At 64.5% G+C, this 24,853-nt stretch carries 29 protein-coding genes; 22 read left to right on the top strand and 7 right to left on the bottom strand.

Annotated elements, in window-relative coordinates; translation table 11 throughout:
- Positions 1 to 298: 298 nt before the first annotated feature.
- Positions 299 to 583 (top strand): helix-turn-helix domain-containing protein, encoded by a 285-nt coding sequence (locus tag PQB87_RS37170; RefSeq protein ID WP_021158233.1) that lies wholly within the window; start codon positions 299 to 301, stop codon positions 581 to 583.
- Positions 573 to 1,877, top strand: coding sequence for a HipA domain-containing protein (locus PQB87_RS37175; RefSeq protein ID WP_174414255.1), 1,305 nt, complete (start codon positions 573 to 575; stop codon positions 1,875 to 1,877). The genes PQB87_RS37170 and PQB87_RS37175 overlap by 11 nt, the downstream gene beginning before the upstream one ends.
- 179 nt (positions 1,878 to 2,056) lie before the next feature.
- Here the strand turns inward: PQB87_RS37175 and PQB87_RS37180 are convergent, their stop codons facing one another.
- Together PQB87_RS37180 and PQB87_RS37185 are read right to left on the bottom strand one after the other, a co-directional pair.
- On the bottom strand, positions 2,057 to 3,094 hold the full coding sequence (locus PQB87_RS37180; protein WP_060062803.1) for a LysR family transcriptional regulator: 1,038 nt from the start codon (positions 3,092 to 3,094) through the stop codon (positions 2,057 to 2,059).
- An 80-nt stretch (positions 3,095 to 3,174) separates the two neighbouring features.
- Entirely contained in the window at positions 3,175 to 3,918 is a 744-nt protein-coding gene (locus tag PQB87_RS37185) for an SDR family oxidoreductase (RefSeq protein ID WP_111940983.1), read from the bottom strand.
- Between the two features lie 192 nt (positions 3,919 to 4,110).
- Between PQB87_RS37185 and pdxR the strand changes: the two genes are divergently transcribed.
- Together pdxR and PQB87_RS37195 are read left to right on the top strand one after the other, a co-directional pair.
- Positions 4,111 to 5,628 carry a MocR-like pyridoxine biosynthesis transcription factor PdxR gene (gene pdxR, locus PQB87_RS37190; protein WP_489244408.1) on the top strand — a complete coding sequence of 506 codons (1,518 nt, stop codon included), beginning with the start codon at positions 4,111 to 4,113 and terminating at the stop codon, positions 5,626 to 5,628.
- 290 nt (positions 5,629 to 5,918) lie between these two features.
- Positions 5,919 to 6,419, top strand: coding sequence for an Ohr family peroxiredoxin (locus PQB87_RS37195; RefSeq protein WP_153490939.1), 501 nt, complete (start codon positions 5,919 to 5,921; stop codon positions 6,417 to 6,419).
- 112 nt (positions 6,420 to 6,531) lie between these two features.
- On the opposite strand, the gene PQB87_RS37200 is transcribed toward PQB87_RS37195, so the two are convergent.
- Positions 6,532 to 7,740: an NAD(P)/FAD-dependent oxidoreductase gene (locus PQB87_RS37200; RefSeq protein ID WP_489244409.1), complete on the bottom strand. Its 1,209-nt coding sequence runs from the start codon at positions 7,738 to 7,740 to the stop codon at positions 6,532 to 6,534.
- A 225-nt stretch (positions 7,741 to 7,965) separates the two neighbouring features.
- Between PQB87_RS37200 and PQB87_RS37205 the strand changes: the two genes are divergently transcribed.
- From PQB87_RS37205 to PQB87_RS37250, 10 genes are all read left to right on the top strand, one after another.
- On the top strand, positions 7,966 to 8,967 hold the full coding sequence (locus PQB87_RS37205) for a bestrophin family protein (RefSeq protein ID WP_489244411.1): 1,002 nt from the start codon (positions 7,966 to 7,968) through the stop codon (positions 8,965 to 8,967).
- Between the two features lie 394 nt (positions 8,968 to 9,361).
- Positions 9,362 to 10,141 (top strand): acetoacetate decarboxylase, encoded by a 780-nt coding sequence (locus PQB87_RS37210; RefSeq protein ID WP_081078915.1) that lies wholly within the window; start codon positions 9,362 to 9,364, stop codon positions 10,139 to 10,141.
- A 15-nt stretch (positions 10,142 to 10,156) separates the two neighbouring features.
- The gene (locus tag PQB87_RS37215; protein WP_153490945.1) at positions 10,157 to 10,939 is read left to right on the top strand and encodes a 3-hydroxybutyrate dehydrogenase; all 783 of its coding nucleotides are present in this window, start codon (positions 10,157 to 10,159) and stop codon (positions 10,937 to 10,939) included.
- Positions 10,940 to 10,949: 10 nt separating this feature from the next.
- Positions 10,950 to 12,221 carry a DUF3734 domain-containing protein gene (locus PQB87_RS37220; protein WP_153491513.1) on the top strand — a complete coding sequence of 424 codons (1,272 nt, stop codon included), beginning with the start codon at positions 10,950 to 10,952 and terminating at the stop codon, positions 12,219 to 12,221.
- Between the two features lie 185 nt (positions 12,222 to 12,406).
- Positions 12,407 to 13,408, top strand: coding sequence for a VTT domain-containing protein (locus tag PQB87_RS37225; RefSeq protein WP_228395801.1), 1,002 nt, complete (start codon positions 12,407 to 12,409; stop codon positions 13,406 to 13,408).
- A 222-nt stretch (positions 13,409 to 13,630) separates the two neighbouring features.
- The gene (locus PQB87_RS37230; RefSeq protein ID WP_027792585.1) at positions 13,631 to 14,434 is read left to right on the top strand and encodes a lipid II flippase Amj family protein; all 804 of its coding nucleotides are present in this window, start codon (positions 13,631 to 13,633) and stop codon (positions 14,432 to 14,434) included.
- An 86-nt stretch (positions 14,435 to 14,520) separates the two neighbouring features.
- Positions 14,521 to 14,979 (top strand): MEKHLA domain-containing protein, encoded by a 459-nt coding sequence (locus PQB87_RS37235; protein ID WP_111941137.1) that lies wholly within the window; start codon positions 14,521 to 14,523, stop codon positions 14,977 to 14,979.
- Between the two features lie 295 nt (positions 14,980 to 15,274).
- Complete coding sequence (locus PQB87_RS37240) at positions 15,275 to 15,775, top strand: Ohr family peroxiredoxin (RefSeq protein WP_489244414.1); 501 nt, start codon at positions 15,275 to 15,277, stop codon at positions 15,773 to 15,775.
- 155 nt (positions 15,776 to 15,930) lie between these two features.
- Positions 15,931 to 16,410: a carboxymuconolactone decarboxylase family protein gene (locus tag PQB87_RS37245; protein ID WP_021158220.1), complete on the top strand. Its 480-nt coding sequence runs from the start codon at positions 15,931 to 15,933 to the stop codon at positions 16,408 to 16,410.
- 4 nt (positions 16,411 to 16,414) lie between these two features.
- Positions 16,415 to 16,819, top strand: coding sequence for a cupin domain-containing protein (locus PQB87_RS37250; RefSeq protein WP_021158219.1), 405 nt, complete (start codon positions 16,415 to 16,417; stop codon positions 16,817 to 16,819).
- Between the two features lie 569 nt (positions 16,820 to 17,388).
- Here the strand turns inward: PQB87_RS37250 and PQB87_RS37255 are convergent.
- The gene (locus PQB87_RS37255; protein ID WP_489244416.1) at positions 17,389 to 18,354 is read right to left on the bottom strand and encodes an SDR family NAD(P)-dependent oxidoreductase; all 966 of its coding nucleotides are present in this window, start codon (positions 18,352 to 18,354) and stop codon (positions 17,389 to 17,391) included.
- A 139-nt stretch (positions 18,355 to 18,493) separates the two neighbouring features.
- On the opposite strand from PQB87_RS37255, the gene PQB87_RS37260 reads away from it, so the two are divergent.
- The 6 genes from PQB87_RS37260 to PQB87_RS37285 all read left to right on the top strand — a co-directional run bounded on the left by PQB87_RS37260 (position 18,494) and on the right by PQB87_RS37285 (position 21,881).
- Positions 18,494 to 19,414 (top strand): AraC family transcriptional regulator, encoded by a 921-nt coding sequence (locus tag PQB87_RS37260; protein ID WP_489244418.1) that lies wholly within the window; start codon positions 18,494 to 18,496, stop codon positions 19,412 to 19,414.
- Positions 19,415 to 20,205: 791 nt separating this feature from the next.
- Positions 20,206 to 20,490 (top strand): hypothetical protein, encoded by a 285-nt coding sequence (locus PQB87_RS37265; RefSeq protein ID WP_027792578.1) that lies wholly within the window; start codon positions 20,206 to 20,208, stop codon positions 20,488 to 20,490.
- Positions 20,491 to 20,537: 47 nt separating this feature from the next.
- Positions 20,538 to 20,747, top strand: coding sequence for a hypothetical protein (locus tag PQB87_RS37270; protein WP_042973949.1), 210 nt, complete (start codon positions 20,538 to 20,540; stop codon positions 20,745 to 20,747).
- Between the two features lie 33 nt (positions 20,748 to 20,780).
- On the top strand, positions 20,781 to 20,993 hold the full coding sequence (gene rpsU, locus PQB87_RS37275) for a 30S ribosomal protein S21 (protein ID WP_059687773.1): 213 nt from the start codon (positions 20,781 to 20,783) through the stop codon (positions 20,991 to 20,993).
- 260 nt (positions 20,994 to 21,253) lie between these two features.
- A complete protein-coding gene (locus PQB87_RS37280; RefSeq protein WP_027792576.1) occupies positions 21,254 to 21,490 on the top strand; it encodes a hypothetical protein in 237 nt (78 codons plus the stop codon).
- A gap of 73 nt (positions 21,491 to 21,563) precedes the next feature.
- Positions 21,564 to 21,881, top strand: a complete 318-nt coding sequence (locus tag PQB87_RS37285) for a hypothetical protein (RefSeq protein ID WP_489244419.1) — start codon at positions 21,564 to 21,566, stop codon at positions 21,879 to 21,881.
- A gap of 177 nt (positions 21,882 to 22,058) precedes the next feature.
- Here PQB87_RS37285 and PQB87_RS37290 read toward each other — a convergent pair whose 3' ends face one another.
- Positions 22,059 to 22,271, bottom strand: coding sequence for a twin transmembrane helix small protein (locus tag PQB87_RS37290; protein ID WP_006489184.1), 213 nt, complete (start codon positions 22,269 to 22,271; stop codon positions 22,059 to 22,061).
- Positions 22,268 to 22,618 carry a hypothetical protein gene (locus tag PQB87_RS37295; protein WP_027792574.1) on the bottom strand — a complete coding sequence of 117 codons (351 nt, stop codon included), beginning with the start codon at positions 22,616 to 22,618 and terminating at the stop codon, positions 22,268 to 22,270. The genes PQB87_RS37290 and PQB87_RS37295 overlap by 4 nt, the downstream gene beginning before the upstream one ends.
- Positions 22,619 to 22,869: 251 nt before the next feature.
- Here PQB87_RS37295 and PQB87_RS37300 point away from each other — a divergent pair, with 251 nt between their 5' ends.
- Positions 22,870 to 23,628, top strand: a complete 759-nt coding sequence (locus PQB87_RS37300; protein ID WP_059687771.1) for a YoaK family protein — start codon at positions 22,870 to 22,872, stop codon at positions 23,626 to 23,628.
- Positions 23,629 to 23,723: 95 nt separating this feature from the next.
- On the top strand, positions 23,724 to 23,909 hold the full coding sequence (locus PQB87_RS37305) for a ribbon-helix-helix protein (protein ID WP_021158209.1): 186 nt from the start codon (positions 23,724 to 23,726) through the stop codon (positions 23,907 to 23,909).
- Between the two features lie 69 nt (positions 23,910 to 23,978).
- Here PQB87_RS37305 and PQB87_RS37310 read toward each other — a convergent pair whose 3' ends face one another.
- The gene (locus PQB87_RS37310) at positions 23,979 to 24,815 is read right to left on the bottom strand and encodes a class I SAM-dependent methyltransferase (RefSeq protein WP_489244422.1); all 837 of its coding nucleotides are present in this window, start codon (positions 24,813 to 24,815) and stop codon (positions 23,979 to 23,981) included.
- Positions 24,816 to 24,853 lie beyond the last annotated feature (38 nt).

Below are 24,853 nucleotides of genomic sequence, written 5' to 3' on the forward strand. Positions count from 1 at the left end.
GGCGCGTGTCGACCCGGTGACGGGCCGCGGAATGAACGGACGTGCGGCGGTCATTCTAACCATGGCGACGTGCGTTGCCCCGGCCTTCTTCGGGACATTCCTTCGATCCATCGCGTATCCGCCCGGATACGAACATGTCGACGATCGTCATTTCATCGCATCCGGTTCCCGATCGGGAACGAAATGGATATTCCGTTGCCGATACGATCAATTCGTTTCCGTTCGGATACGAATTGATGCCTGCGCAAACGAGTTGTGCAATACTGTTCCCGATCAGATACGAAGCACGGAGGACGTCATGCACGAGATCCTGCCCGTCGGCACGATCGGCGCACTCGCCAACCTCATCCGCGCGGCACGGCTCCAGCAGGGATTCACGCGGGACGAACTCGCGAACGCCACGGGGCTTTCGCCGAAATTCATCAGCCAGGTGGAGGCCGGGAAACCCACCGCGCAGGTCGGCAAGATCCTGCTGCTGCTCGGCGAACTGGGCATCACCCTGCTCGCGCAATCGTCCATCGAGATTTCGGCGGCAAACGTGCTGAAGGCCGCGCAACGCCGCAGGAGCCGCCATGGCGAGTAGAACGCTGATCGCCTCCGCGAACGGGTTGCGCATGGGCGCGCTGACCGACGACAAAGGCGTCTGGTCGTTCACCTACGACGCGCAGTGGCTGGCATCGCCACGCGCGTACCCGCTGTCCCCCGCTTTCCCGCTGCGCGCCGGCACCTTCACCGACACCTCGACCGATCGCCCGGTCCAGTGGTTCTTCGACAACCTGCTGCCGGAAGAAGGCATGCGCACGTCGCTTGCGCGCGAGGCCAGGGTCGACGCCGCCGACGCGTGGGGCCTGCTCGCGTACTTCGGGCGCGAATCGGCCGGCGCGCTCACGCTGCTCGCGCAAGGCGAGCAGGAAGCGGCCGGCAGCATGCAGCCGCTCCCGCTCGACGAACTCGAACGCCGCATCCAGGCGATGCCCGAGCGCGCGCTGACGGCCACCGCGCCCAAGCGCATGTCGGCGGCCGGCGCGCAGCAGAAGCTGCTGCTGATCCTGCGCGGCGACGCGCCGGACTACACGCTGTTCGAGCCGGTCGGCAGCGAACCGTCGATGCATCTGCTGAAACCGGACATGCGCGCCGCCGGCTATCCGCATTCGGCGATCAACGAGTTCTTCTGCATGAAGCTCGCGAAGCGGATGGGCCTCGACGTGCCCGACGTGCACTTTCTGCGCGCGCCGTCCGCGTGCTACGTGATCGACCGTTTCGACCGCGATACCGCATCGGAGCCGGCCGCCCGCCTGCATACGATCGATGCGATGCAGTTGCTGAACTACGATCGCGGCTTCAAGTACCAGCGCGCGAACGCGGAAGAACTCGGCCGCGCGATCGGGCAGACCAGCACGCGCGCGCTGGCGCGCCTGTCGGTGTTCCGCTGGACGATCTTCAACGTGGTGGTCGGCAACGGCGACGCGCACCTGAAGAACCTGTCGTTCTTCGTCGACGCGCGCGGTTACCGGCTCGCGCCGTTTTACGACATCGTCAGCACGGTCGTCTATCACACGCCCACGCACCGGCCCGATCATCGCGGCGATCATTGGCCGCACTGCGAGCTGACGATGCCGCTCGGCGCGGCGACGCGCTTCGCCGACATCGACCTGGGTGCGCTGGTCGCGTTCGGCAACGCGCTCGGGCTCAAGGAGAAGGCTGCCGAAAACGAGCTGCTGCGCTTTCTCGAACCGCTCGATCGCAGCGTCGCGCAGACGCTCGACGAAGTGCGCGAGGTCGCGCGCCCCGACGCCGGGGAAATGCGCCTGCTGAACTCGATCGTCTCGATGCCGATCGCGGAGATGGGCCGCGCGCTGCGGCCGGGGCGCGGGTAAGCGGCCGCGCGCGGGTTTCGCGCCGGCCGCGCGCCCGATTCCTCGTTTCCCTGCGTGACACCCGCGACGTCGCAATCGTCTCGTTCGTGACATGAACGCTTCTTGCGTGCCGTCCACTCACCGCGGCCGATGCCTGACGAACCGGCCCCGGCCCGTGGTGGATGCCCTTCACCGGCTCGTCACGCCGCGAGCCCGGTCGGCGGCGCAACCGCGACATCCGGATTGAACCGGGTCATGCAGTTCAGGTCGAGTGCGCGTATCTGCTCGGTCATGAAGTCGACGAAGATACGAATGCGCGTCGGAAGATGTTGCCGGCTGAGATAGCAGATATAGTGGCCGCGATCTTCCGGCACATGCTGCGCCAGCGCGACGACGAGTTCGCTCGAAGCGATATGGTCGCGGATCTGGTAACCCGCCATCTGCGCGATGCCCGACCCGTTCAGGACCGCACGCAGCACCAGGTCCGCGTCGTTGAACGTCAACCGCGACTTCGGCAGGTATTTCTGCACGCGGCCGTCGACGTTGAACTCCCATTCGAATATGCGGCCGCTCGCAAAACGAAAGTTGATGCACTCGTGCCGGCCCAGATCCTCCAGACTCTGCGGAAGGCCGTGCGCGGCCACATACGACGGCGACGCGCACAGCGCCATCTGCATCGGAATCAGTTGCCGGGCGATGATGCTCGAATCCTCGATGCGTCCATTGCGGAACGACACGTCGATTCGTTCGGATACCAGATCGACCGGCCGGTCGTCGAGCAGCAGATCGATGACGATGTCGGGGTAGGCTTTCGCAAACGTTTCCAGCAGCGGCGCAACGATCTTCCGGCCGAAGCCCACCGCCGAGCTGATCCGGATGAGGCCGCGCGGCGGCCCCTCCCGCAGTTCCAGCATGTCGTTCATGGCTTCGACGATCTGCGCCACGCCCTGGTGGCAGTTCTCGAAGAATCGCTGGCCTTCGCAGGTCAGTTCCGTCATGCGCGTGGTCCGCTGGAACAGCCGCGTGCTCAACTGCGCCTCCAGCTTCTGGACGTTGCGGCTCACGGCCGGCCGGCCGACGCCGAGACGTTCGGCGGCCTTGGTGAAGCTCCCCTCGCTCGCCACCGCGACGAACGCAAGGATGCCCGCGTAGCTTGCACCGAAGCTGGCCGACAATGCGTCGGCGCGCCCTGGCAAGTCGCGACGAACGCCGTACTCCGACGTATCCGATCGATTCATTTCCGCTGCCCCCAGACATCCCGCCCATCCCGACTGCCCGTCGCAGGCGTATGCCTGCGCCCCCACCTTCGACACGCGAATCAGCTTCTCGCGAGCCACCGGTCCAGGCCGATGCTGCCGAGTCGCGCTGCCCCGAGCGGCACGAGCGATCGTTCCTCGACACGGCCGCCGTAATAGCGGGCATCGCGATCGGTCACCACCGCACGCGTGTCGCCGACCGACTTCAGGTAGCGCGCGACGATCTCCGCGAACGGCGCGCGATCCGGGCCCGCGATCTCGACCGTGCCGTTCAGCGGCCCGGCCAGCGCGATCTGCGCGAGCAGCACCGCGACGTCTTCCGCGGCAATCGGCTGAAACAGCCCGTCGCCGATGCGCACGGTCCCGTCTTCCGTGCCGAAATCCGCAATGCCGCCGATGAACTCCATGAATTGCGTGGCACGCACGATCGTGTACGGCACGCCGGCCGCCTCGATCGCCTGTTCCTGCGCGACCTTGGCCGCGAAATAGCCGTTCTCCGGCATCCGGTCGCAGCCGACGATCGACAGCGCGACGTGATGGCGCACGCCTGCGGCCACTTCGGCCTTGCCGAGATTGCGGGCCGACGTGCGGAAGAAATCCAGCACCGCCTGCGGTTCCCATGACGGCGCGTTCGCGACGTCCACGACGACGTCGGCGTCCGTCAATGCGTCGGTCAGGCCTTCGCCCGTGATGGAATTGACGCCGGTGCGCGGCGACGCCGCAAGCGCCTGATGCCCTGCCTCGCCGAGCAACGTGACGACGCGTGAGCCGATCAGGCCCGAACCACCGATGACAACGATCTTCATCGCAAAATCTCCTGACGAAAGGGTTTTCCTGGAACGCGTGCGGCACGTGACGCGCGCCGCCTCCGATGAAAACGGTCATGACCGTCGCATCGCATGGCGCAATTGTGGAAGAATCATGTCCTATCCATCAGTGCCAAGAATCGTCGATCGGACTGGTCCATGCCGTCCGCTCCCGTCGCCCACGAGACCGTGATGCCCGCCCCAACGCCCGCCCTGACCATCGAAATCGACCGGCACCATCAGTTGCCGATCTATCTGCAGATCTGCGAGCGATTCAGAACCGCGATCGCGGCGGGCCATCTGCGCCCCGGCGATCGCGTGCCCGCGCTGCGCGGCCTCGCGACGCAGCTGAACACGGCGCGCGGCACCGTCGAGCAGGCGTACACGATCCTGGTCGACGAGGGCTATCTGCAGATGCGCGGCGCGGCCGGCACGTTCGTCTCGCCGTCCCTGCCGAAATCGCTGACGCGGCCGACGCCCGCGCGCGGCGACGAACAGGCATGGCGCCCCGACGCCGCCCCCCTCCGGGTGCCGGGCAAGTCGCGCGAGCATCCGCCTCCGCGCCGGCCACAGCCGATCGCGGTCGCGCTGAGCGGCGAGCCGCGCCCGTTGCAACCGGGGCTCCCCGCACTGGACGCGTTTCCGCGCAAGGTGTGGCACCGGCTCGTGTCTCAACGTGCACGCAGCGCCGAACGCGCGTTGCTCGGCTACCCGAATCCGGCCGGCTACCGGCCGCTGCGCGAGCACATCGCCACCTATCTCGGCTTGTCGCGCGGCGTCACCTGCGTGCCGGAACAGGTGTTCATCACCGGTGGGTATCGCGCCACGCTGGAACTCGTGCTGCGCAGCCTCGCGCGGCCGAACGATCGCGTATGGTTCGAGGACCCCGGCTACCTGCTGGCCCGCACCTTCCTGTCCGAGACCGGTGTGCAGCTCGTTCCGGTACCGGTGGACGCCGAGGGCATCGACGTCGAGCGCGGCAAGCAGCTTGACGCGCACGCGCGCTTCGCGCTGGTGACGCCGTCGCATCAAAGCCCGCTCGGGCACACCCTGTCGCTGGCCCGGCGCATCGCGCTGCTGGACTGGGCGGAAAAGACGTCGGGCTGGATCGTCGAGGACGACTACGACAGCGAGTTTCGCTATCTCGGCCGCCCGCTGCAGGCGCTGAAGAGTCTCGATCGACGTGATCACGTGATCTATTGCAGTACCTTCAGCAAGGCGATGTATCCCGGTTTGCGGCTCGCCTACGCGGTCGTGCCCGAGCGCGCGATAGAGCGTGTCGACCGCGTCGCATGCAGCATGAACGCCGGCTCGCCGACACTGCTGCAGGCCGCCCTGGCGGATTTCATCGAACAGGGGCACTTTGCCCGGCACCTGAAGCGCATGCGTGCGTTGTACGGCGAGCGGCGCACGCTGATCGTGAACGCATTGCGGCAGGCGTTCGGCGAGCGGCTGATCGTCGAGCTGCCGCCCGGCGGAATCCAGTTCGCGGTGCAGTTCCCGGACGGGCCCGACGGGCCGGTCGACGACGTCGCCGTCGCCGCGCGCGCCCGCGAAGCGGGCCTTGCGATCCTGCCGCTCTCGATCTGGTATACGAACAGCCACACGCCGCAGACGCCGCGCGGGCTCGTCATCGGGTTCGCGAACATCGTCGATGCGGCCGAAGCGCACCGTCACGCGCACACGCTGCGCGCGTGCCTGGACCGCTGACGCACGAATTCGCGGCTGCGCCCGTCGCGCCGGGTTCCGGATTGGTGTCCGACAGGAAACAGACAATCGCCCTGAGCGGCTATACCGCCGTCATGTGCACGCCTCTAGCATGGATACGTCGTTCTTTCGTGGACGAACCAGGAATCAGGCTGCACCGGGCGATTGCCGTATTCGTCATACGATCGCTCGACACCCACCATTCGCGGCAGACGCAATTTGCGTGGGGCGTGCAGCCCCCTTCGCAAGACGTTTCGACCGTCGAAGCGCGTCGCTGAACTCGAGCAAGCATCATGGATGACAAGAAGCTGCAGGCCCCCTCGCTGTCTCTCCTCGACAGGTATCGGGGCCGTGACTTTCACCCCCTTTACACGACGACCGTCACCGTTTCCGGCGGCGAGACGGGACACGGCCGCGCATCCGGCGTGGCCCGCTCCGACGACGGCAATCTCGCGGTCGATCTGCGCCTGCCCGCCGAGTTCGGCGGGCCCGGCAACGGGACCAATCCGGAGCAGTTGTTCGCCGCAGGGTTCGCCGCGTGCTTCCACGGCGCGCTCAATCTGCTCGGGAAACGCGCCGAAATGGCGGCCCCCGATACGGCCGTGGAAGTGCAGGTGTCGTTCGGCCGCGATCCGATGGACGGTGGCTTTGCATTGCTCGTCGACGTTCGGGTGCGGATGCCGGGCGTCGATCGCAGCCTCGCGGAGGAAATGGTCCGCGCCGCCGAGCGCCTGTGCCCGTATGCAAAGATGGCGCGGCAAGGTACCGTCAACATCATGACCGTCGTCGACTGAATCGACGCCTTGCGTGCCGCAGCGGCGTCTTGGTCGCCGACACTCTTCAACCGCCGCCGCGTGCCCGCACGCCCCGCCGCGCATCTCGCGACACGCGCGGGGCGCCGTCCGATCAGCCGAACGATGCCAGCGGATTACCCGCTGCCAGCGCGTCGGTGCGATTCGGCGCCGGCGGGTAGATCCACTGCGTGTTGATCATCTGCTTGCGCGCCTTTCCTTCCGCGTGCGTCAGCTTGATCTGCCGATCCCAGCCTTCCGAGTAAACAGCGCCCCACTCGCCAAGGTCGACGCATGTCGCATAGAACGGCTGGCGGTACGTCAGCGTCGGCACACCGATCAGATCCGCGGCAACGTTGTGTCCGCCGAATTGCCCCATCACGATCGCGTGCTGGCACGACATCAATGCATCGTGCCCGTCGTCGTCGCATCGTGCCCGCGCCACGTCTCCCGCCACGAACACGTGCGGTGCGTCGGCGACCCGAAGATCGGCCGTGACCGCGACACGTCCGAGCGCGTCGAGATGCGACGAGACTTGCGCCGCCAGCGGGCTGGCACGCATCCCTCCTGCCCAGATCACGGTCATCGCTTCGATATGCGCGCCCGATGCGGTGCGAACCCCGTCGGCCGCGATCGACACGACACGCGAACCGAGCACGGCTTCGACGCCCAGCGAATCGAAGGCTGCGGCGACGTGCGGGCGAGGATTGGGCCCGAGATCGGGACCGATGTCGTCCTGCGCGCCGATCACGACAACACGGCTCTCCGCATCCGGGCCAAACCACTCGCGCAATCGCTTGGGCAACTCGGTGGCGACCTCGATACCCGTGAAGCCACAGCCGACCACCGCGACCGTATTGCGTGCCGGCGATTCCGGCAGTTTCGCGAGCGCCGCGAAGTGCGCGTCGAGTGCGACCGCGTCCTCGATGCAGTCGACGGAGAACGCGTGTTCCGCGAGCCCGGGCACCGGCGGCCTGCTCAGCTTGCTGCCGCTGGTCAGCAACAGCCGGTCATACGCGATCAGGCGCTTCTCGCCGTCGGCGCAAGCAACACCGACCGTCTTCTCACGAACGTCGATCTCCTCGACACTGCCTTCGAGAAATTTCACGCCGACGGCATCGAGCAGCGGCAGCAGCGGCGCCGCCATGTGCTGCGGCCCGCTTTCGTACAACCGCGGCCGGATCTGCAATTCCGGCTTCGGGGAAACCAGCGTGATTTCAACGTCACTGCTCGTGACGCCGGCACCGTCCAGCACGCGAGCCGCGCCCAGTGCGCCCCACACGCCGGCAAAACCGGCACCCACTATCAGGATTTTCTGCGACATGATCATTGCCCTCGGTTGATGTCGACAGCGGCCATCCGCCGCGCGAAATCATCGTAGGGCGATGCGGACGCGCGCAGTAGATCCGCAACCGTGCTCACGATGTTGCCTCTGCAGCACCAATCGATCGCATGTCACCGGAATCGATCGCAGGCATGATGTGCGGCGAAGTTCGTGCGTTGCTGCCCCCCTTCGTCACCCACCTGAATCGTCGATGAGGCAAATGAAATGCATCTCGGAAGATCGTACAAGCTATCGGAATTCCTGATCTGGACGCGCTGGAAGATCTACGAGCTGCTCATTTTCGGTTCCGTTCCGGTCGTGCTGTACAAGTTCTTTTCGATCACGTGGCTGTCGATCCCCCTGACGATCGTGGTGCTCCTCGGCACCGCCACGTCGTTCATCGTCGGCTTCAAGAACGTCCAGACGTACAACCGTGCAGCGGACGCGCTCGAAATCTGGACCGGCATCCTGAGCAAGAGCCGCCGCTGGGGACAAATTGCGCGCGACTTCGTCGCGGATGAAGAAGTTGCCCGAAAGCTGGTATACCGCCACCTCGCCTGGCTGACCGCGCTGCGATACGACCTGCGTCGCCCGCGGATCTGGGAAAGCACGACCAAGCGCTACAACGCGGAGTACCGCCGCTTCTATCGTGTTCCCGAATGGGAAAAGGACATCAGGGAACTGCTGCCCCAATACCTGTCTCCCGAGGAAACGGCGCAGGCGCTGTCGTCCTCCTCCATCACGACATGCTTGCTGAGCCTTCAAGGTACGTCGCTCAAGACGCTTTACCTGGCCGGCCAGCTGAATTCGGGTTTTTACATGGAGCTTCAAAAGACGATCGGGGACTTCGTCGATCTCCAGTCGAAATCGGAGCGATTCAAGAACTTCCCCTATCCGCGCCAGTACGCGACCGTCAGCTCGCTGTTCGTGCGGTTCTTCTGCCTTTCGCTTCCGTTCGGTCTTCTGAACGAATTCAATCGATTGAACGACAGTGTGAGCGGCTTCATGCACGGCAACATGGTATGGCTGGTCGTACCGTGCAGCGTCGCCGTTTCGTGGATGTATACATCGCTCGAACAGGTGGGCGAAAGCACCGAGAACCCGTTTGAAGGCGGCGCGAACGATGTGCCCATTTCAACGCTGTGCAGCACGATCGAGCGCGACCTGAAGGCGATGCTCGGAGAACACGAAAGCGAATCGTCGAGCCGCACGATCATCGCGCTATAGGGCGTTCAGCGCCTTTCCGACGCCGCTCGACGCGAATACACGCTGCACGTGCCGCCGTCGATGCCGTCGTTCGGGCCGCACGGCGTTCCCTGCCTGCTTCCGGCCTGTTTCCTGTTCCGGGCAATCCTCCTTTCGTCGATTGTTGTCGCCGAGACAACATGGTGAGGTCCTTCGCGGCGCTACTGCCGCGCGACCACATCGCCTACGCTTGGCGCTGACGGTGGCCGTACATGCTGCCCGATGCGTTCCGGAGCACAGGGACGACACCGCAAGCGCAACGCGCGAAACCACGCGGCAAATCTGCGCCGCGTCGCGTCTTCACGCGTCATTGGTCGCGCCGGCAAACGCCGTCGCGACGGGTGCCCCCGGCACCTCACCTACCGAGGAACGATCCGTGACAGAAGAAGATATCCGCAGCAAAGCGTTCGCGATGCCCGTCCCCAACCCGGCGTATCCGCGTCCGCCCTTCCGCTTCGTCAATCGGGAGTACTTCATCATCTCGTATGAAACGGACCTGGACGCCCTCCGGGCCGTCGTGCCGGCACCGCTGACGGTCGACCATGCCGTCGTCCACTACGAGTTCATCCGCATGCCCGATTCGTCGGGTTTCGGCGACTACACGGAAAGCGGTCAGGTGATCTCCGTTCTCGACGCGGACGGCAACCGGGCCAACTTCACGCACTCGATGTACCTCGACGACGAAGGCCCGATCGCAGCCGGACGGGAGATCTGGGGGTTTCCGAAGAAACTGGCCTCGCCCAGGCTCTGCATCGACGGCAAGGACACGCTGCTCGGCACGCTCGACTACGGCACGCAGCGCATCGCCACCGGCACGATGGGTTACAAGTACCGCGCGCTCGACACCGCGGCGGAGCGCCGCAAGCTCGCCGACACGCCCAACTATCTGCTCAAGGTCATTCCGCACGTCGACGGCTCGGCGCGCATCTGCGAACTGGTGCGTTTCTTCCTGCGCGACGTCGACGTGATCGGCGCATGGGAGGGGCCCGCCGCGCTCGAGCTGCGTCCGCATGCGCTCGCATCGGTTGCCGATCTGCCGGTTCGCAAGGTGATCGGCGCGCGTCACGTCATTGCGAATCTCACACTCGATATCGGCGAAGTCGCCCATGACTACCTAGCCCCCGCCGAGCCGTTGAAGCTCGCGGTCAACCAGTAAGCTCCCGGAGGACATATGGCACTGAATGACAAGGTTGCGCTCGTAACGGGCGCAGCAAGCGGTATCGGCGAAATGTGCGCGCGCAAGCTCGCGGCGGACGGCGCGACGGTCGTGATCGCCGACCTGAATCTCGCGGCGGCGCGACAGGTCGCCGACGACATCGTCGCCGGCGGCGGGAAAGCATCGGCGGTCGCGATGGACGTCACCCGCGAGGAAGCCGTCGATGCGGGCGTGGCCGATACCGTGAACCGGCTGGGCGGCATCGACGTGCTCGTATCGAATGCGGGCATCCAGATCGTCAACCGGATCGAGGACTACGCATTTTCCGACTGGAAGAAAATGCTCGCCATTCATCTCGACGGGGCATTCCTGACGACCCGCGCCGCGCTGCGGCACATGTACGCGTCGAACAAGGGCGGCTCGGTGATCTACATGGGCTCGGTGCATTCGCACGAAGCGTCGCCGCTGAAGTCCGCCTATGTGACCGCGAAGCACGGGTTGCTCGGCCTCGCGCGCGTCGTCGCGAAAGAAGGCGGGTCGCGCGGCATCCGCGCGAACGTCGTGTGCCCGGGCTTCGTCAGGACCCCGCTGGTCGACAAGCAGATTCCCGAGCAGGCGAAAGCCCTGGGCATCTCCGAACGGCAGGTCGTCAAGGACGTGATGCTGAAGGAAACCGTCGACGGCGAATTCACGTCGGTGGCCGACGTCGCGAACACGGTTGCGTTCCTGGCCGGCTTCGAGTCGAACGCACTCACCGGACAATCGATCGTCGTCAGCCACGGCTGGTTCATGCAGTAAGGAGAACACCATGCAATCGAGCCAGCGAAACAAGCTGAAGCAGCCCCATCGGATCAAGCTCCCCGCCTATGACGAAATCGGGCTCGTGCTGCAGGGCGGCGGCGCCCTGGGCGCATATCAGGCCGGCGTCTATGAAGGCATGGCCGAGGTCGGCGTGGAACCGACGCAAATCGCCGGCGTCTCGATCGGCGCATTGAATACCGCGATCATCGCGGGCAACGCGCCAGCCGATCGCACGGAAGCGTTGCGCGGCTTCTGGAACGCCGTCAGCCAGCCGACCGACCCGCTCTCGCACATCGGTGCGTGCCTGTCGGCGTGGCCGGGGCTTGAAGACGTGGGGCGCAGGTGGTCGAGCGCATGGGCCGCCACGCGCACACTGATGGAAGGCCAGGACGGATTCTTCTCTCCGCGCATGCATGCGCCTTTCGCCGGATTCGGCAGGAAGCGTCCCGACCAGGTCAGCTATTACGACACGTCGGCTTTGCGCGACACGCTTCTGCGGTACGCGAACTTCGATCGCATCAACGACGGGAACATTCGCGTCTGCGTCGGCGCGGTCAACGTGCGAACGGGCAATCTCGTCTATTTCGACAATTCGAAAATGCGTCTGGCGCCGGAGCATTTCATCGCGTCAGGCGCATTGCCGCCGGGCTTTCCCGCCGTCGAGATCGACGGCGAGTTCTACTGGGACGGCGGTCTGGTGTCCAACACGCCGCTCACCGAGATCATCCGGGAAAGCCAGCACAAGGACACGCTCGTGTTCCAGCTCGACCTGTGGAGCGCGCGAGGCAAGCTGCCGGGCGATTTTCTCGACGTCAGCGAGCGCACCAAGGACATTCAGTATTCGAGCCGCACGCGCGCCATCACCGCGTTCATGTCGCAGAACCAAAAACACGCCCAGATGATCAAGGCGTTGCTCGAACATATTCCCGAACACGTTCGGCTTGCCCACCCGCTGCTGCGCGATGCGCAGAAAACGGCGGACGGCAGCGCCGTGAACGTCGTGCACCTGATCTACAAGAACAAGACGTTCGAGGGGCACTACAAGGACTACGAGTTCAGCAAGGACACGATGCGCGAGCATTGGGCAAGCGGCCTCGAGGATATTCGCCGTACGTTCGGGCACCCGGAGTGGTTCGAGATTCCGAGCCGGGAAATCGGCTTCGTCACGCGGGACGTGCACCGCTATCGGCAGGACGTCGACGAACCCGGCGGGTCGGGCAAGGATGCGTTGCCGGCACGGCAACATTCGCCGGAGCAGGAATCGTCCGTCGCCAGGTAACGCGCGGCGACACCCGCCACGGGGCAGCAAGGCGGTCGTTCAAGTTCAAGCGCCCGCATCGCGTGACGGGCGGCCCGGCCGGTACTGCCCCCGACTCGACGCATCCGCCCTGCAAGACCGGATCAGGCGGCGCCAAGGCCGGCCCTCGGGACCGGCTACGCGGCAGCCTCAAGGAGAGCATCATGATGTCGCATGAATTGATCGCGCGGTACGGCACATGGGTCGTATTCCTGAACGTGCTCGGGTCTTCGCTTGGCCTCCCGTTGCCTGCCATACCGACGTTGATCACCGTAGGCGCGGGCACCGCGCTCGTCGCGCATGTCGGGTCGTCGACGCTGCTGCATTTCTTGACGATACTGGGTGCCGCCGTGATCGGCGGCCTGCTCGGCGATCTGGTCTGGTTCCAGGGAGGCAAGCGGTATGGCAAGCGCACGCTTCACACCGTCTGCGGCCTGTCGCCGTCGCGCGAAGCGTGCGTCACGACGACCGAGCGCTTTTTCGGACGCTGGGGCGTTCGCGTGCTCGTCGTTGCGCGGTTCGTACCCGGCCTTTCGCTCGTTGCCGTTCCGCTCTGCGGTGCGATGGCCGTCCGGGTGCGCGCCTTCGTCCTGCACGATTGCGCCGGCATTGCACTGTGGGCATCGATCGGCCTCGCCGTCGGCACGCTGTTCGCCTCGCAGATCGATGCGATCTTCGCGACTGTCGCCCGTCTCGGCTGGCAAGCACTCGTCGTGATCGGCATCGCCCCGGTGCTGTACGTTCTGTATGGCTATTGCCGCAGGCAGATGATGGCAAATGCGCTCGGGAAGGCGCGGATCAGCGCGGGCGAATTGCATGCGCTGCTCGCGAACAAGCCGCGGCCGGCCGTGATCGATATCCGTTCCGCCGAGTGGAGAACACGCGATCCGTTTGTCATTCCGGGCGCGCTGATCGCCGATGAACACCAGCCCCGCCAGATCATGGAGCGCTATGGAACGAACCGGACGCTGGTCATCTATTGCGCGTGTCCGCACGAAGCGTCTGCCGCGTCGGTGGCCAGGCAGCTGCGGCTGTCCGGCGTCAAGCTCGCATTGCCGCTCACCGGCGGCATCGAGGCATGGCGTGTCGCGGGTTTCGACGTGGAACCGATGATCGCGATGAACGATACGGCAATCGGCGCCGCCGGGCAGCAGCTTTCCACGCAATGACCGCCATGGCGCCTTCATGCGCCGAAGCAGCGCGTATCGCCCGGCTCGTGCAGCGGGCGGCCGAAATCGGCATCACGACTCTTGCTGCCCCGGCTTCGCGCGTCCCCCGCCCCGATCCTCGGCGAACCGGGCCTTGCGCTCCCGCGACTGCGCGCCTCGCGACAACCGGGCCGGTACTTTGCTCGGGTACACTCATGCCTCCGCCACACGCGCCGTCACAGCATGGACAGTCAGCTTTGGATCATTTGCGGGCTTACATTCGTCATCCATGTGATCGCGACACTGGCCTATGCGGTGCGGATTGCCGGCGTTCGAACGCGCCGGATCGCCTTGTCGTTTTCCTTGTTCGGGATCATCGCGCTGGTTTCCCGGACGGCCAACTCCTTTCAGGGGCCGTTCATCGCGAAACGGGTCGAAATGGATATTGCGCATCGGATGGGCAGCGGGCTGCTCACCGATTTTCGGCTCTTCCTGCTGAGCGCCACCGTGGCGAGCATTGCCGGCGCCTTCCTGATCCCGACTTTCCAGCGTTATTTCAGCCGCGCCGTCGAGCATTTCCAGGTGAACCGTTCGATTCCGCGGCTGCTGGTGGATGCCTGCAGTCGCGCCGGCGTCAACTATCTTCGCGTCGGCGCACGACTGCCTTCCCGCCACAACGTCACGCAACTGACCGCGAGCACCGGCGTGTCCTGGAAAGTCATCGTGCTGAACGTGGCAGCCATGGCGATCTGGACGGTCGGTGTGTTCGCGTCGCTGTATGCGGGTTACCTGAAACCCGACCTGAGGGTGACATGCGCGAACCTGTCGTCCGTCATCAACGGCTTCGCGACCGTGGTGCTGGCCGTCGTCATCGACCCGCAGGTTTCCGTCATGACCGACGATGTCATCGAAGGCCGGATATCGGAAAACAGCTTCCGGCGGGCCATCACGACGCTCGCCGGTGCGCGAGTTCTCGGCACGCTGTGCGCTCAGGCGGCGCTCGTTCCGGCGGCGTTGGTCATCGTCCGTGTTGCGGAAATCATTTAACCAGGAATAGCAGTCTGCAGATGCTGTATCGTAAGCACGCCCACAGTCGCGCAGACGGGCCCCACGATCTCCGTCGAGATGTCCAGATGATCCCGCTCCACCGCAATCCAGCGTTCTATCAGCTCCTTGCCGACAGCTACGCCCGGCTGCTTGGCCGCCCCCTGGTGTCTCAGGCCATGCACGTGGACGAAGCGACCGAATGGCTCTATGAGCATGCGCCGTTCGCGGTACTCGCGCACAACACCGATCCCGACCCGGTCTTTATTTACGGCAACAAGGCCGCACAGCGCCGGTTCGGGTACAGCTGGGATGAAATCACCCGACTGCCGTCCCGACTTTCAGCAGAGGCCCCGAATCGCGAGGAGCGGCAGCAATTCCTCGCACGCGTACAGCGGCTCGGCTACGAGGCGGGCTACAAGGGCGTGCGGGTCACCAAGTCAGGCCAGCGCTTCATGATCGAGGAAGCCACGCTGTGGCAACTACTCGACGCCGACGGCACACTGCACGGCCAGGCCGTTGTCATCCCGCGCACGCGGGACATCTGATCGGACGACCCGGTGTCTGGACCAGGGGCTGGCCGCCCTGCACGCCTCACCCTTCCATCGACTGCATTGGTGCGGAACGGGCAACACCATGCGTCCCGAGTCGGTCTGGTGCGCCGGCTCGCCTTTGCCTAGCATGCAAGCACGTGTGGTCCATCGACGGGATGGCGCTCGTGGGGATTGACTGGCAGGCAAGCGCTGCGCCGTTGCGCTGATTCGCTTCGAAGAACAACGCAGCGCCTCGATATCCAAGGTTCGAGAGCCGCTCGCGTTGGCCATACCGGCAACCGGGAGGCATATGGAGAACGAGAGGTTGCAACCTCCGCCGCTGACGCTGCTCGACAAATACCGCGGGAAAGCATTCGCCCCGCTCTACACGACCACGGTCACGGTCTCTGGCGGCACATCCAGGCACGGCCGTGCATCGGGCATCGCGAAATCCGACGACGGCAGTCTCGTCCTCGATCTGCGCTCGCCCGCCGAACTGGGCGGCCCGGGCGGCGGCACCAATCCCGAGCAGCTTTTTGCCGCCGGTTACGCCGCGTGCTTTCACGGCGCGCTGAGCCTGCTGGCGCAACGCGCGCGGGTCGATATCCGGGAAACGACCGTCACCGTCGAAGTCTCGTTCGGCCGCGATCCGGTAGATGGCGGATATGCGCTGGTTGCCAACGTCACCGTCCGCATGCCGGGTGTCGAGTTGCCCGTCGCGGAAGGTCTCGTACGCGACACGGAACGTCTCTGTCCTTATACGAAGATGGCACGACAAGGCATATGCGGTTTCATCGCCGTGTCAGCTTGATGGGCGACTGGTGCGGAAGCGGCAACAGAGTGCGCACCTTGCCGGTACTACTGGCCCCCGGGACGCGCGATTACGATGGTTGCCGGGCAGGTGCTGCGGCGAATCGCCATCCGACGCGCCGGCGGCACCGCTTCAACCGATCAGGAGAACAGATCATGACGCAACGTATCAACTACTTTCAGCAATCGCCGGAACTGACCAGGAAGCTCATCGAGCTGGACGGCCTGTTTCAGAAGACGACGATCGAGGCGCCGGTGCGCGAGCTCGTCGAGATCCGGGCATCGCAGCTCAACGGCTGCGCATTCTGCGTCGACATGCACATCAAGATGGCAAAGATTCACGGCGAGCGTGAATTGCGCCTGCACCACGTTGCGATCTGGCTCGAATCGACGCTGTTTTCACCCCGCGAGCGCGCCGCGCTGGAATGGACCGAGGTACTGACCCGCCTCCCTGCGCATGGCGTGCCGGACGATCTCTACGCACGCGTACGGGAACACTATTCCGAGCAGGAATTGTCGGATCTCACCGTCCTCGTGGGCGCCATCAATAGCTGGAACCGGCTGAATGTCGCATTCCGTATCGTGCCGGGATCGTTCGACAAGATGTTCGGGCTCGACAAGGCCAACCTGGAGTGACGACATGAAACGCATCATGCTCGTACTCGCGCCGCTGGTATCGTCGCTGCTGATGGCCGTTCAGCCCGCCGTCGCCGCACCGCACGCGAAGGTCACGCCGCTGACCACGGAGCCGTTGCCCGAGTATCCGGGCAAGGAAGTCCAGATGATCGTCGTGGACTACCCGCCCGGCAGCGTCGACCCCGTTCATCGTCACGACGCGCACGCCTTCGTCTACGTGCTCGACGGCAGCATCGTGATGGGCCTGAACGGCGGCAAGGAGGTCACGCTCCACGCCGGCGACACGTTCCACGAAGGCCCGGAGGACGTCCACACGGTCGGGCGAAATGCCAGCAGCACGAAGCCGGCAAAATTCGTGGTGTTCCTGATCAAGAACAAAGGCGCACCGGTCCTCACCCCCGTGAAGTAGGACAATCGTCGTCGCGGCCCGGTAACGGCGGGCCGCTTCGCCGGTTTCGATCGCGACAGTGCGTCGAACCCATGTGATTCGTGTACGGCGACGACTCGATCCACTTCGGATCGGCAGACAGCAGCGGATTGATTCGTGTTTGAGGCCACGCTGAGGCGATCGAGCGACTTGAACGGATACGTGACGGGCGATCGCCCGATCGGGCGCCGGCGCACCGTGGTGGCGTCGGAACCTGACCCAGTCGACACGGCGGATGCGACCACCGGCCTGATCTTGCTTACCGCCCCCTGATATATGCACAGTGTTCTCGGCGGCAATCGGCCGCCGAGAACTGCCCCCTCTTGAGAGGAGTCAATCGCCCTCTCGAGCTTCGCGATGAGCCAACTCGCATCAACCTTCGATGCCCTTGTCTCGAACCCCGACTCGCTTTCCGCGATACCGATCGCGGAGATGAGCCGTGCGCTTCGCGCGACGCGTGACCACGTGGCCGCGCGCGGATCTCGCGCCGGCCGCATGCCCTGTCTCCGCCGGTGCCGGTACCGGTGCCCTCCTTCGTCCGCGCCCGGGCGTCAGCGGCTCGCCGCAAAGGCATCGATTCCGGTCAGCTTCGCGGACCACGCCCACAGACGCGCCGCCTCATCCGGATCGATCGCATGCGGCCGCACGCCGGATTCCTCGTTTCCCTGCGTGACGACCGCGACGTCGCAATCCTCGCAGTAGATACCGCCGATCGCCGCAAGGCGCGGCGACGTTGCCGCCCATACCTGGGTTGCGGCACCCTGGGCCGGCGTCTTGAAAGTCGGATCGACCGGCACACCGTGCTCGTCCACCCAGCCCTGTGCCATCATCTCTTCACGTGTCAGATGACGCTGCAGCGGCGTCGCGATCTTGCCCGGATGCAGCGAATAGGCGCGGACACCGAACGGGGCGCCCAGCGCGTCGAGCTGCACCGCGAACAGCGCGTTGGCGGTCTTCGACTGCGCATACGCGAGCCATTTGTCGTAGCCGTGTGCGAACTGGACGTCATCCCAGCGAATCGGCGACAGCCGGTGCCCGAGCGACGACACCGCGACCACGCGGGCGCCGCCGCCATGCGCGAGCACGGGCCACAGCCCGTTGACGAGCGCGTAATGGCCAAGATGATTGACGGCCATCTGCGCTTCCCGGCCGTCGCCGACGCGCGTCTCCGGGCACGCCATGATGCCCGCGCTGTTGATGACGATGTCCACGTCGCGCCGCGCATCGACGAACCGCGCCGCGAATGCGGCCACGCTCGCGAGATCGGCGAGGTCGAGTGCCGCAATCTCCACGCCGTCGATGCCGCGCGTTGCTTCGCGTGCGGCATCGACGTGCCGTGCGCCGACGACAACGGTCGCACCGGCTTGCGCCAGTGCGCGCGTCGTTTCCAGGCCGAGGCCCGAATGGCCGCCCGTGACGATGGCGGTCTTGCCACGAAGGTCGAGATCGGCCAGTACGTCGCTTGCCGTCGATGCTGCGCCGAATCCGGAATGAAGGGGGTGTTGCCTGCTCGTCATCGAAGGCTCCTGGAACGATGCGTGAAGCACGCGCCCGCCTGTCGGTCGCGTCACTGCACGAGGCCATTTTCCGGTGGCGCCCTCGGACTGTGAATGCAATAGAATCCGATTTTTCGTCGAGATCGTCCGGAGCTTGAACGTGGATCCCCTGTCGGAAGTGCTGTCGCTGCTGGAAACGCGCGACTCGTATTTCACCGGCCTGAGAGCAGGCGGCCAGTGGGCGGTTGCCATTCCCCCGCCCGAGGGAATCAAGTTCAATGCGGTTGTCGAGGGAAGTTGCTGGCTGACCGTCGACGGCGCCGGGGCGCCGATCCGGCTGCGCACGGGAGACTGCTTCCTGCTCGCATCGCCGCGGGCATTTTCGCTGGCGAGCGATCCATCGGTTACGCCGGTCCCTGCCGCCGACGTGTACCGGAACGTCGAACACGGCATCGCGCACTATGGCGAACCGGCGAACTGCTTTCTGATCGGCGGCCGCTTCTCGTACGAGGAAGGCATGCCGCTGCTGCTTGGCAGCCTGCCGCCCGTGGTGGTCGTGAGCGGCGACTCCGAGCAGGCGGCGGTGTTGCGCTGGGCGCTGCAGCGGCTCGCACATGAGTTCGGCAAACCATCGCCGGGGGCGTCGCTGATGGTTCGGCATCTCGGCCACATGATGCTGGTCGAGATCCTGCGCCGCTACGTGGACGACGGCGCGAACAGCAATGTCGGATGGCTTGCCGGGTTCGCGGATTCCCGGGTGAGCACGGCGCTTGTCGCCATTCATGCGGAGCCCGCGCGACGCTGGACAGTCGACGAACTCGCGACCTGCTGCCACGTATCGCGTTCGACGTTCGCGCTGCACTTCAAGCGGCGGCTGGGATTCGGGCCGCTCGAGTACGTACTGCGCTGGCGCGTGCAGCTCGCGATGCGCGAACTGCGACGCTCGAACGCATCGATATCGGCAATCGCGCAAATGCTCGGCTACGACTCGGATAGCGCGTTCGGACACGCGTTCAAGCGCATCGCGGGTTGCTCTCCCCGTGCCTATCGACATGACATCACGGGCGGGGCGGGCGGCTAGCGTCATCGCCCGCCACGCTACCGCCCCTGCTGGTGCCCCAGAACCCGTTTCAGTCACGCCAGCGATGCTGCCATCCTCCGATGGAATTCATTCCGATCAACATCATCGGGATAAGTTTTCTTATCACAACACCACCATAGGTAGATCAAACTCGCGATCCGGACAACGCGTGACCACGAGCATCCCCGTCGTGACGGCCCTGTCGAAAGTTGGCAAAGGCCTTTGCGCAGCCTCTCCGCTGGCAACATCCCTTCTGTCTACGCCCGGCTGCGAGTGCATGCGCGCTACGTGCCGAATCCCGTTTCGTGGAACGCCAATCGAATGATCGCAGCAGCTTACCGAGCGCAGCACGGAATGGCGTGCATCGGCTGGCGACTGACGCCGCCTTCGCACTGACGTCCAGGCGCGGGCTCCCTGTCGATTCGACAGTTGTCACAATTTCGGCAAGCAACGTCGGGGGCATGCCCCTGCCCCATGTCGCGGAATCGGGAGAAGTGTCGTTTTCCGTATAAGGCATGAATGGTCGGCGTCGACCGGTTGTCGAGGCAGTTGCCTTGGCGCGGTCGAAATAAGATGGACACCCGATCGACGATGCGCGTATGATGGTTTCATTCGAGCGCCCGTTTGCTGTTTGCCCGCTCGCCCTCCACTCGCCACCGTGTTGCGTCGCGTACCGCCTCGCTCGCAACGTTTGTCCCTTTCACACCGACCCGCCGCGCCATGCATCAGGCGATGCTGGCTGTATACGCTCGTCCTTGCGAGTCGCCGCAATCGATCGCCGGGAGTTCATGATGAGCATGCATATTTACCGTGGATTCGAGATCTATCCACTGATTTACCCACACGTGCCTGCGTTGGATGGCAACCCGCATAACTACGATGCCGGCTTCGACGCAGCGGTCAAGATTTGTCTTCGCGGCACCACCGATACGCTGACGCAGAGCCAGACGTTCAGGCTTCTCGACGACAGTCCGTTCGATACCGCCGGTGACGCACGTCGTGCGTCATTGCGCTACGCCGAAAGTGTCATTGACGAAAATCGCGAAAAGCAGGGCTTCTTTTCGAGCGCCGTCTGACGCGACTCACGATGGCAAAGTAACTTTCCGGCAATTTGGAGGACGAAATGATCGTCGACGAACTTCTTGACCTGATCAGAGGGTGCAAGGTCACTCGGAGCGACGCTGTCCTGCCCGCTGGAATGACCCATTCCGCGCTATGTCATCAACAGGAGCTGCAGATGTTCGCGGCTGTGCGTGCCTTTTCAATCGGAGCCGGGTATTCGGAATTCGAATCTGACGAGATCGCAAGCACCGTCATGACACGACTCGGCTAGTTTTCCTGTCGACCGTTTTCAACCAGGAGTTACATGACAACCATCACACTGAAGGTCAACGAACCAATCGATGTCGCGCTGCGACGATTCCGGCGCAGTATCGAGAAGACCGGGTTGATTCGGGAGTTGCGCAGTCGCACCAGCTACGAAAAGCCCACGACGGAGCGCAAGCGGAAAAAGGCCAGTGCCGTTGCCAGGCAGCGCTTGCGGACGAAACGCCTGATGCCGCCCCGCAAAATGTTCTAGGAACATCGTGCACGCCGTGCCGGCCGGGGGCCCACTTGCGTCGCCATCCCGGCCCCAGGCATGAATTACGGTGGCCGGACGACGCAGGCTGCAAGCCGGCCGGCCGCCTCGCAGCCGCAAGAAGGATGATCAGTACGCCCGTCACGCCATGCGGCCGTGGTGCTGCCCGAAATTGACTCCAGCATCGCCTTTCGAGCGAGCGCACGTGCGCTCGCCGTGCAGCAAGTCAAAATGAAAACCATAATCAGAAGGCGAAAAACATGAGCTGGTACTGCGACGCGGAACGGGAGTTGGCCCATATCAGACGATCAATCGGGCTGCTTGAGCAAGCGCAACACGCGTTCATCAACAGATCGACCGTCAACGATCCAGCGTACTGGAGAGTCAAGCTCAACAAGCTCCGCACGCAATCCGAGCGCAACAAGGTTCTCTCACTCCAGGTGGACGAACTCTTGGCCCGCCTCGAACGCATTCAGGATTCACGCTCCCGACGATAGGAGCCGACTCCTTCTTCGCCCCTCTTTTTCCGGGTGCACGCGCATGGCAGGGAGCAATCCCGGGAGCACCATCATGATCGACGCCAACCCAGGCAACACGTTTCGACACCTTCCACTCTCGCCCGAGCAGGACGCGGAAATCCGGCACTATATAAAGAAGAAGGCGCAAATGGGCGAAGCGTGGGACACCCCTGAGTTGGCGATGATGCTCGGAGACATGCTTTCCCCTCCGCCAAGCGACGACCAGACGCCGGAGGCTACCGTCGAAGAAGTGAAACTGGCCTGCGAATATGCGTTGGCCTCGATCGACGAAGCCATGGAGTCCGTATCCGCACGTGAAGAACGACTCGCCGCGATGGAAGCCGAGGAAATGAAGCACCCCAGGCCGTAACGCATCCACGATGCCCGAAGCTCGAGCCGCCGTTGCGCCGCCGCCCCTTTGTCTTCAGCCGGATTGAACGGCCGGTCATCCCTCCGCCCATTACGTCGCGTACGCAATCGCATCGTCACTCGCCTCGAAAAAAGCGAATATCCGCGAACGCCCCGCCTGCAACGGGGCGTTCGTCGTTCAGCGGCCGATCGGCAACCCCGTCGGCTCGATCCAGCCCAGCTTGTAAGCGATCAGCAGCGACAGGAACAGCGTGACCGACAGCCCGACGCGTGCCGCGAGCGACCATGCCATCCGCTTGGACTTGCCGCGATCGTGATTCATGAAATACAGCGCGAAGATCAGGCTCGCGATGATCATCGCGAATGCCACGGAAACCAGCAGAGTTTTCATTGGTGATGCCCTTGAAGATCTGAATCGGCCTGAATCAGTTCGGCCAGTTTTTGCCGCTCGTCGGCGAGCGCGCCGACACCCGACGCCGGCCAGTCCAGCGCGACGCCGTTGCCCAGCGAATCGCGCACGAGCGCCTGGTAGCGCCGGTCGTTGATCCGGCCGTGGTCCATCGTTTCCGAGATCTCGCGCCGGAACGGCAGCGGGAAACTCGCGTACGCGCGCGACAGCGCCGCATATTGTCTCGCATCGATCTCTTTCGACGATGGTATGACTGTCCAGATCACCACGGCCACGATGGCCGTGAACGGGATCGCAGTGTAGCGAAGGATGAACTTGATCGGGGTCATGAAACGGTGGGCAGAAGTGATCGCGAATGCGGGCGGCACGGCAATGCGGCAGCGAAGCCGCGGCCGGTCCGCGCAGCACGACATTGTACTGTCAGCCCCATACGGCTGACAGAGTATGATAATGACATTATCATGTTCGTCACATGATTCAAGAGACCCGGCGCCCGTCCGCATGCGGCGTTCCCGCCCTGCCGCCCGGCGCCGGTTTTCATGTCCGTGCCCGCGATCCGCGGCGATTGAGCGAAGCCACCATGCCAGCGCAGTACTTTCGAAACCTGACGGGAAAACACCGCAGCGCGACCGCAAACCGTCAGCTCGGGTTTTCGCTGGCGTTCGTCGCCGGCGCGGCCAATGCCGGCGGCTTCCTCGCGGTCAAGCAATACACGTCGCACATGAGCGGCATCGTATCGGCGATCGCCGACCAGACAGCGCTCGGCGACGTGCGGCTCGCGCTGGCCGGCATCAGTTCACTGGGGTCGTTCCTGATCGGCGCCAGCTGCTCGGCGATCCTCGTCAACTGGGGCCGCCGTCGCGGCCTGCACAGCCAGTTCATGCTGCCGCTGCTGGTCGAGGCCGCGCTGCTGCTTCTGTTCGGGCTGCTCGGCAGCCATCTCGCGCTGTGGGAAACCTTTTTCGTGCCGGTGACCGTGACGCTGCTGTGCTTCATCATGGGGCTTCAGAACGCGACGATCACGAAGCTGTCGGGCGCGGAGATCCGCACCACACACATGACCGGCATCGTGACCGACCTCGGCATCGAACTCGGGAAGCTGTTCTACTGGAACCGGTCGGCGATCGACGTCGACGCGCATGCGGTGGTCGCCAACCGCTCGAAGCTGCGGATTCATGCAACGATGCTTTCGTCGTTCTTCATCGGCGGCCTGGCCGGCGCAATCGGCTTCAAGCATGTCGGCTACGTATCGACCGTGCCGCTCGCCGCGGTGCTCGTCACGCTGGCGATCGTACCGGTGATCGACGACCTGCTCGCGCTGGTCCGCAGCAAGCGCTGAGTGCGCACCCGGCCGCGCTTCCCCGCGTGCCCGGTAGTAGCGCCGAAGGCTCATCGATTATAATTTGATTAACATACCGACCACCCTCGCCCGCAATGGAAACAAAAACCGCCCGCCTGACCGTCCTGATCGATCCCGCGAAGAAGGAAGCATTCGAGATGCTCTGCGCAGAGCAGGATCTCACGCCTTCGCAAGTCGTGCGGCAACTGATCCGCGAGTATCTCGACCGTCACGGCGTGACGTACAAGACCAAGAGCGCGCTCGGCAAGCGCGTGAAGTAAGCGAAGCGCGGCCGCACCGGCCACGCACGCGGCGGCGCATTAATGCCGCTTAATGCCGCTCAACACCGATTACGCGCCAATCTCCCACCGCCCCGGAGGCTGCGTACGCTGCACCAGCCGCTGCGGCTCGATGCACTCCCCGGCCTTCATGCGTCTCGCCGTGGCTCCGAGCCTGAGCTCGCCGGCCTGTGCGCACGCAAGTGCGCGCTCGAGCAGGATGCGGAGTGACGGCAGCCGCTGGCCGCCCTTCCACGCAAACGCGATGTAGTTGTTGTCGTCGCCGCACGGCACCAGCGTATACGACGCACCGAACACCGCTCGCAGTTGCTCGAGATGTTGCGGCAACGCCGGATCGTCGTCCATGAAGTTGATCGCCAGTACACCGGTATCACTCAGGCGCGCCCGGCATGCAGCGAGGAATGCGGCGCCCGTGCACCGGCCACGCATGCCGTCCGCGACGAACGCGTCGTGCAGGATCACGTCCGTCCGGACCTCCGCCTTTTCCAGGTGATCCGCGGCGTCGGCGCACACCACCTTGAACCGGCCGTCATCGGCAGGAATCCTGAATACGTCCCGCAGCGCGATCACGTCCGGGTTGATCTCGACCGCGTCGATCGCCGCACCGGGCAGGTGCCGGTAGCAGTACTTCGCCAGCGAACCGCCGCCGAGCCCGAGCATGCAGATGTGCGCGGGCTCCGGCTGCAGCAGCAGAAAGCCCATCATCACGCGTGTATAGCCGAGCTCGAGCCGGCCCGGATCCCGGAGCGACATGAAGCTCTGCGTGCCGAAATGGTCGAAATGGAGCGAAAGCGCGTGCTGCGTCTCCAGCACGAACGGCCGGCCGTCGTTCAGCGGCGTCGCCAGGAACCTGACGAACGCATCGTAGGAAAATCGTTCCTCGGCCATGGCGGGAAGTCGATCAAGCAGTCGATTGGTGCGGGTAC

This window comes from Burkholderia sp. KL41 (assembly GCF_057005415.2).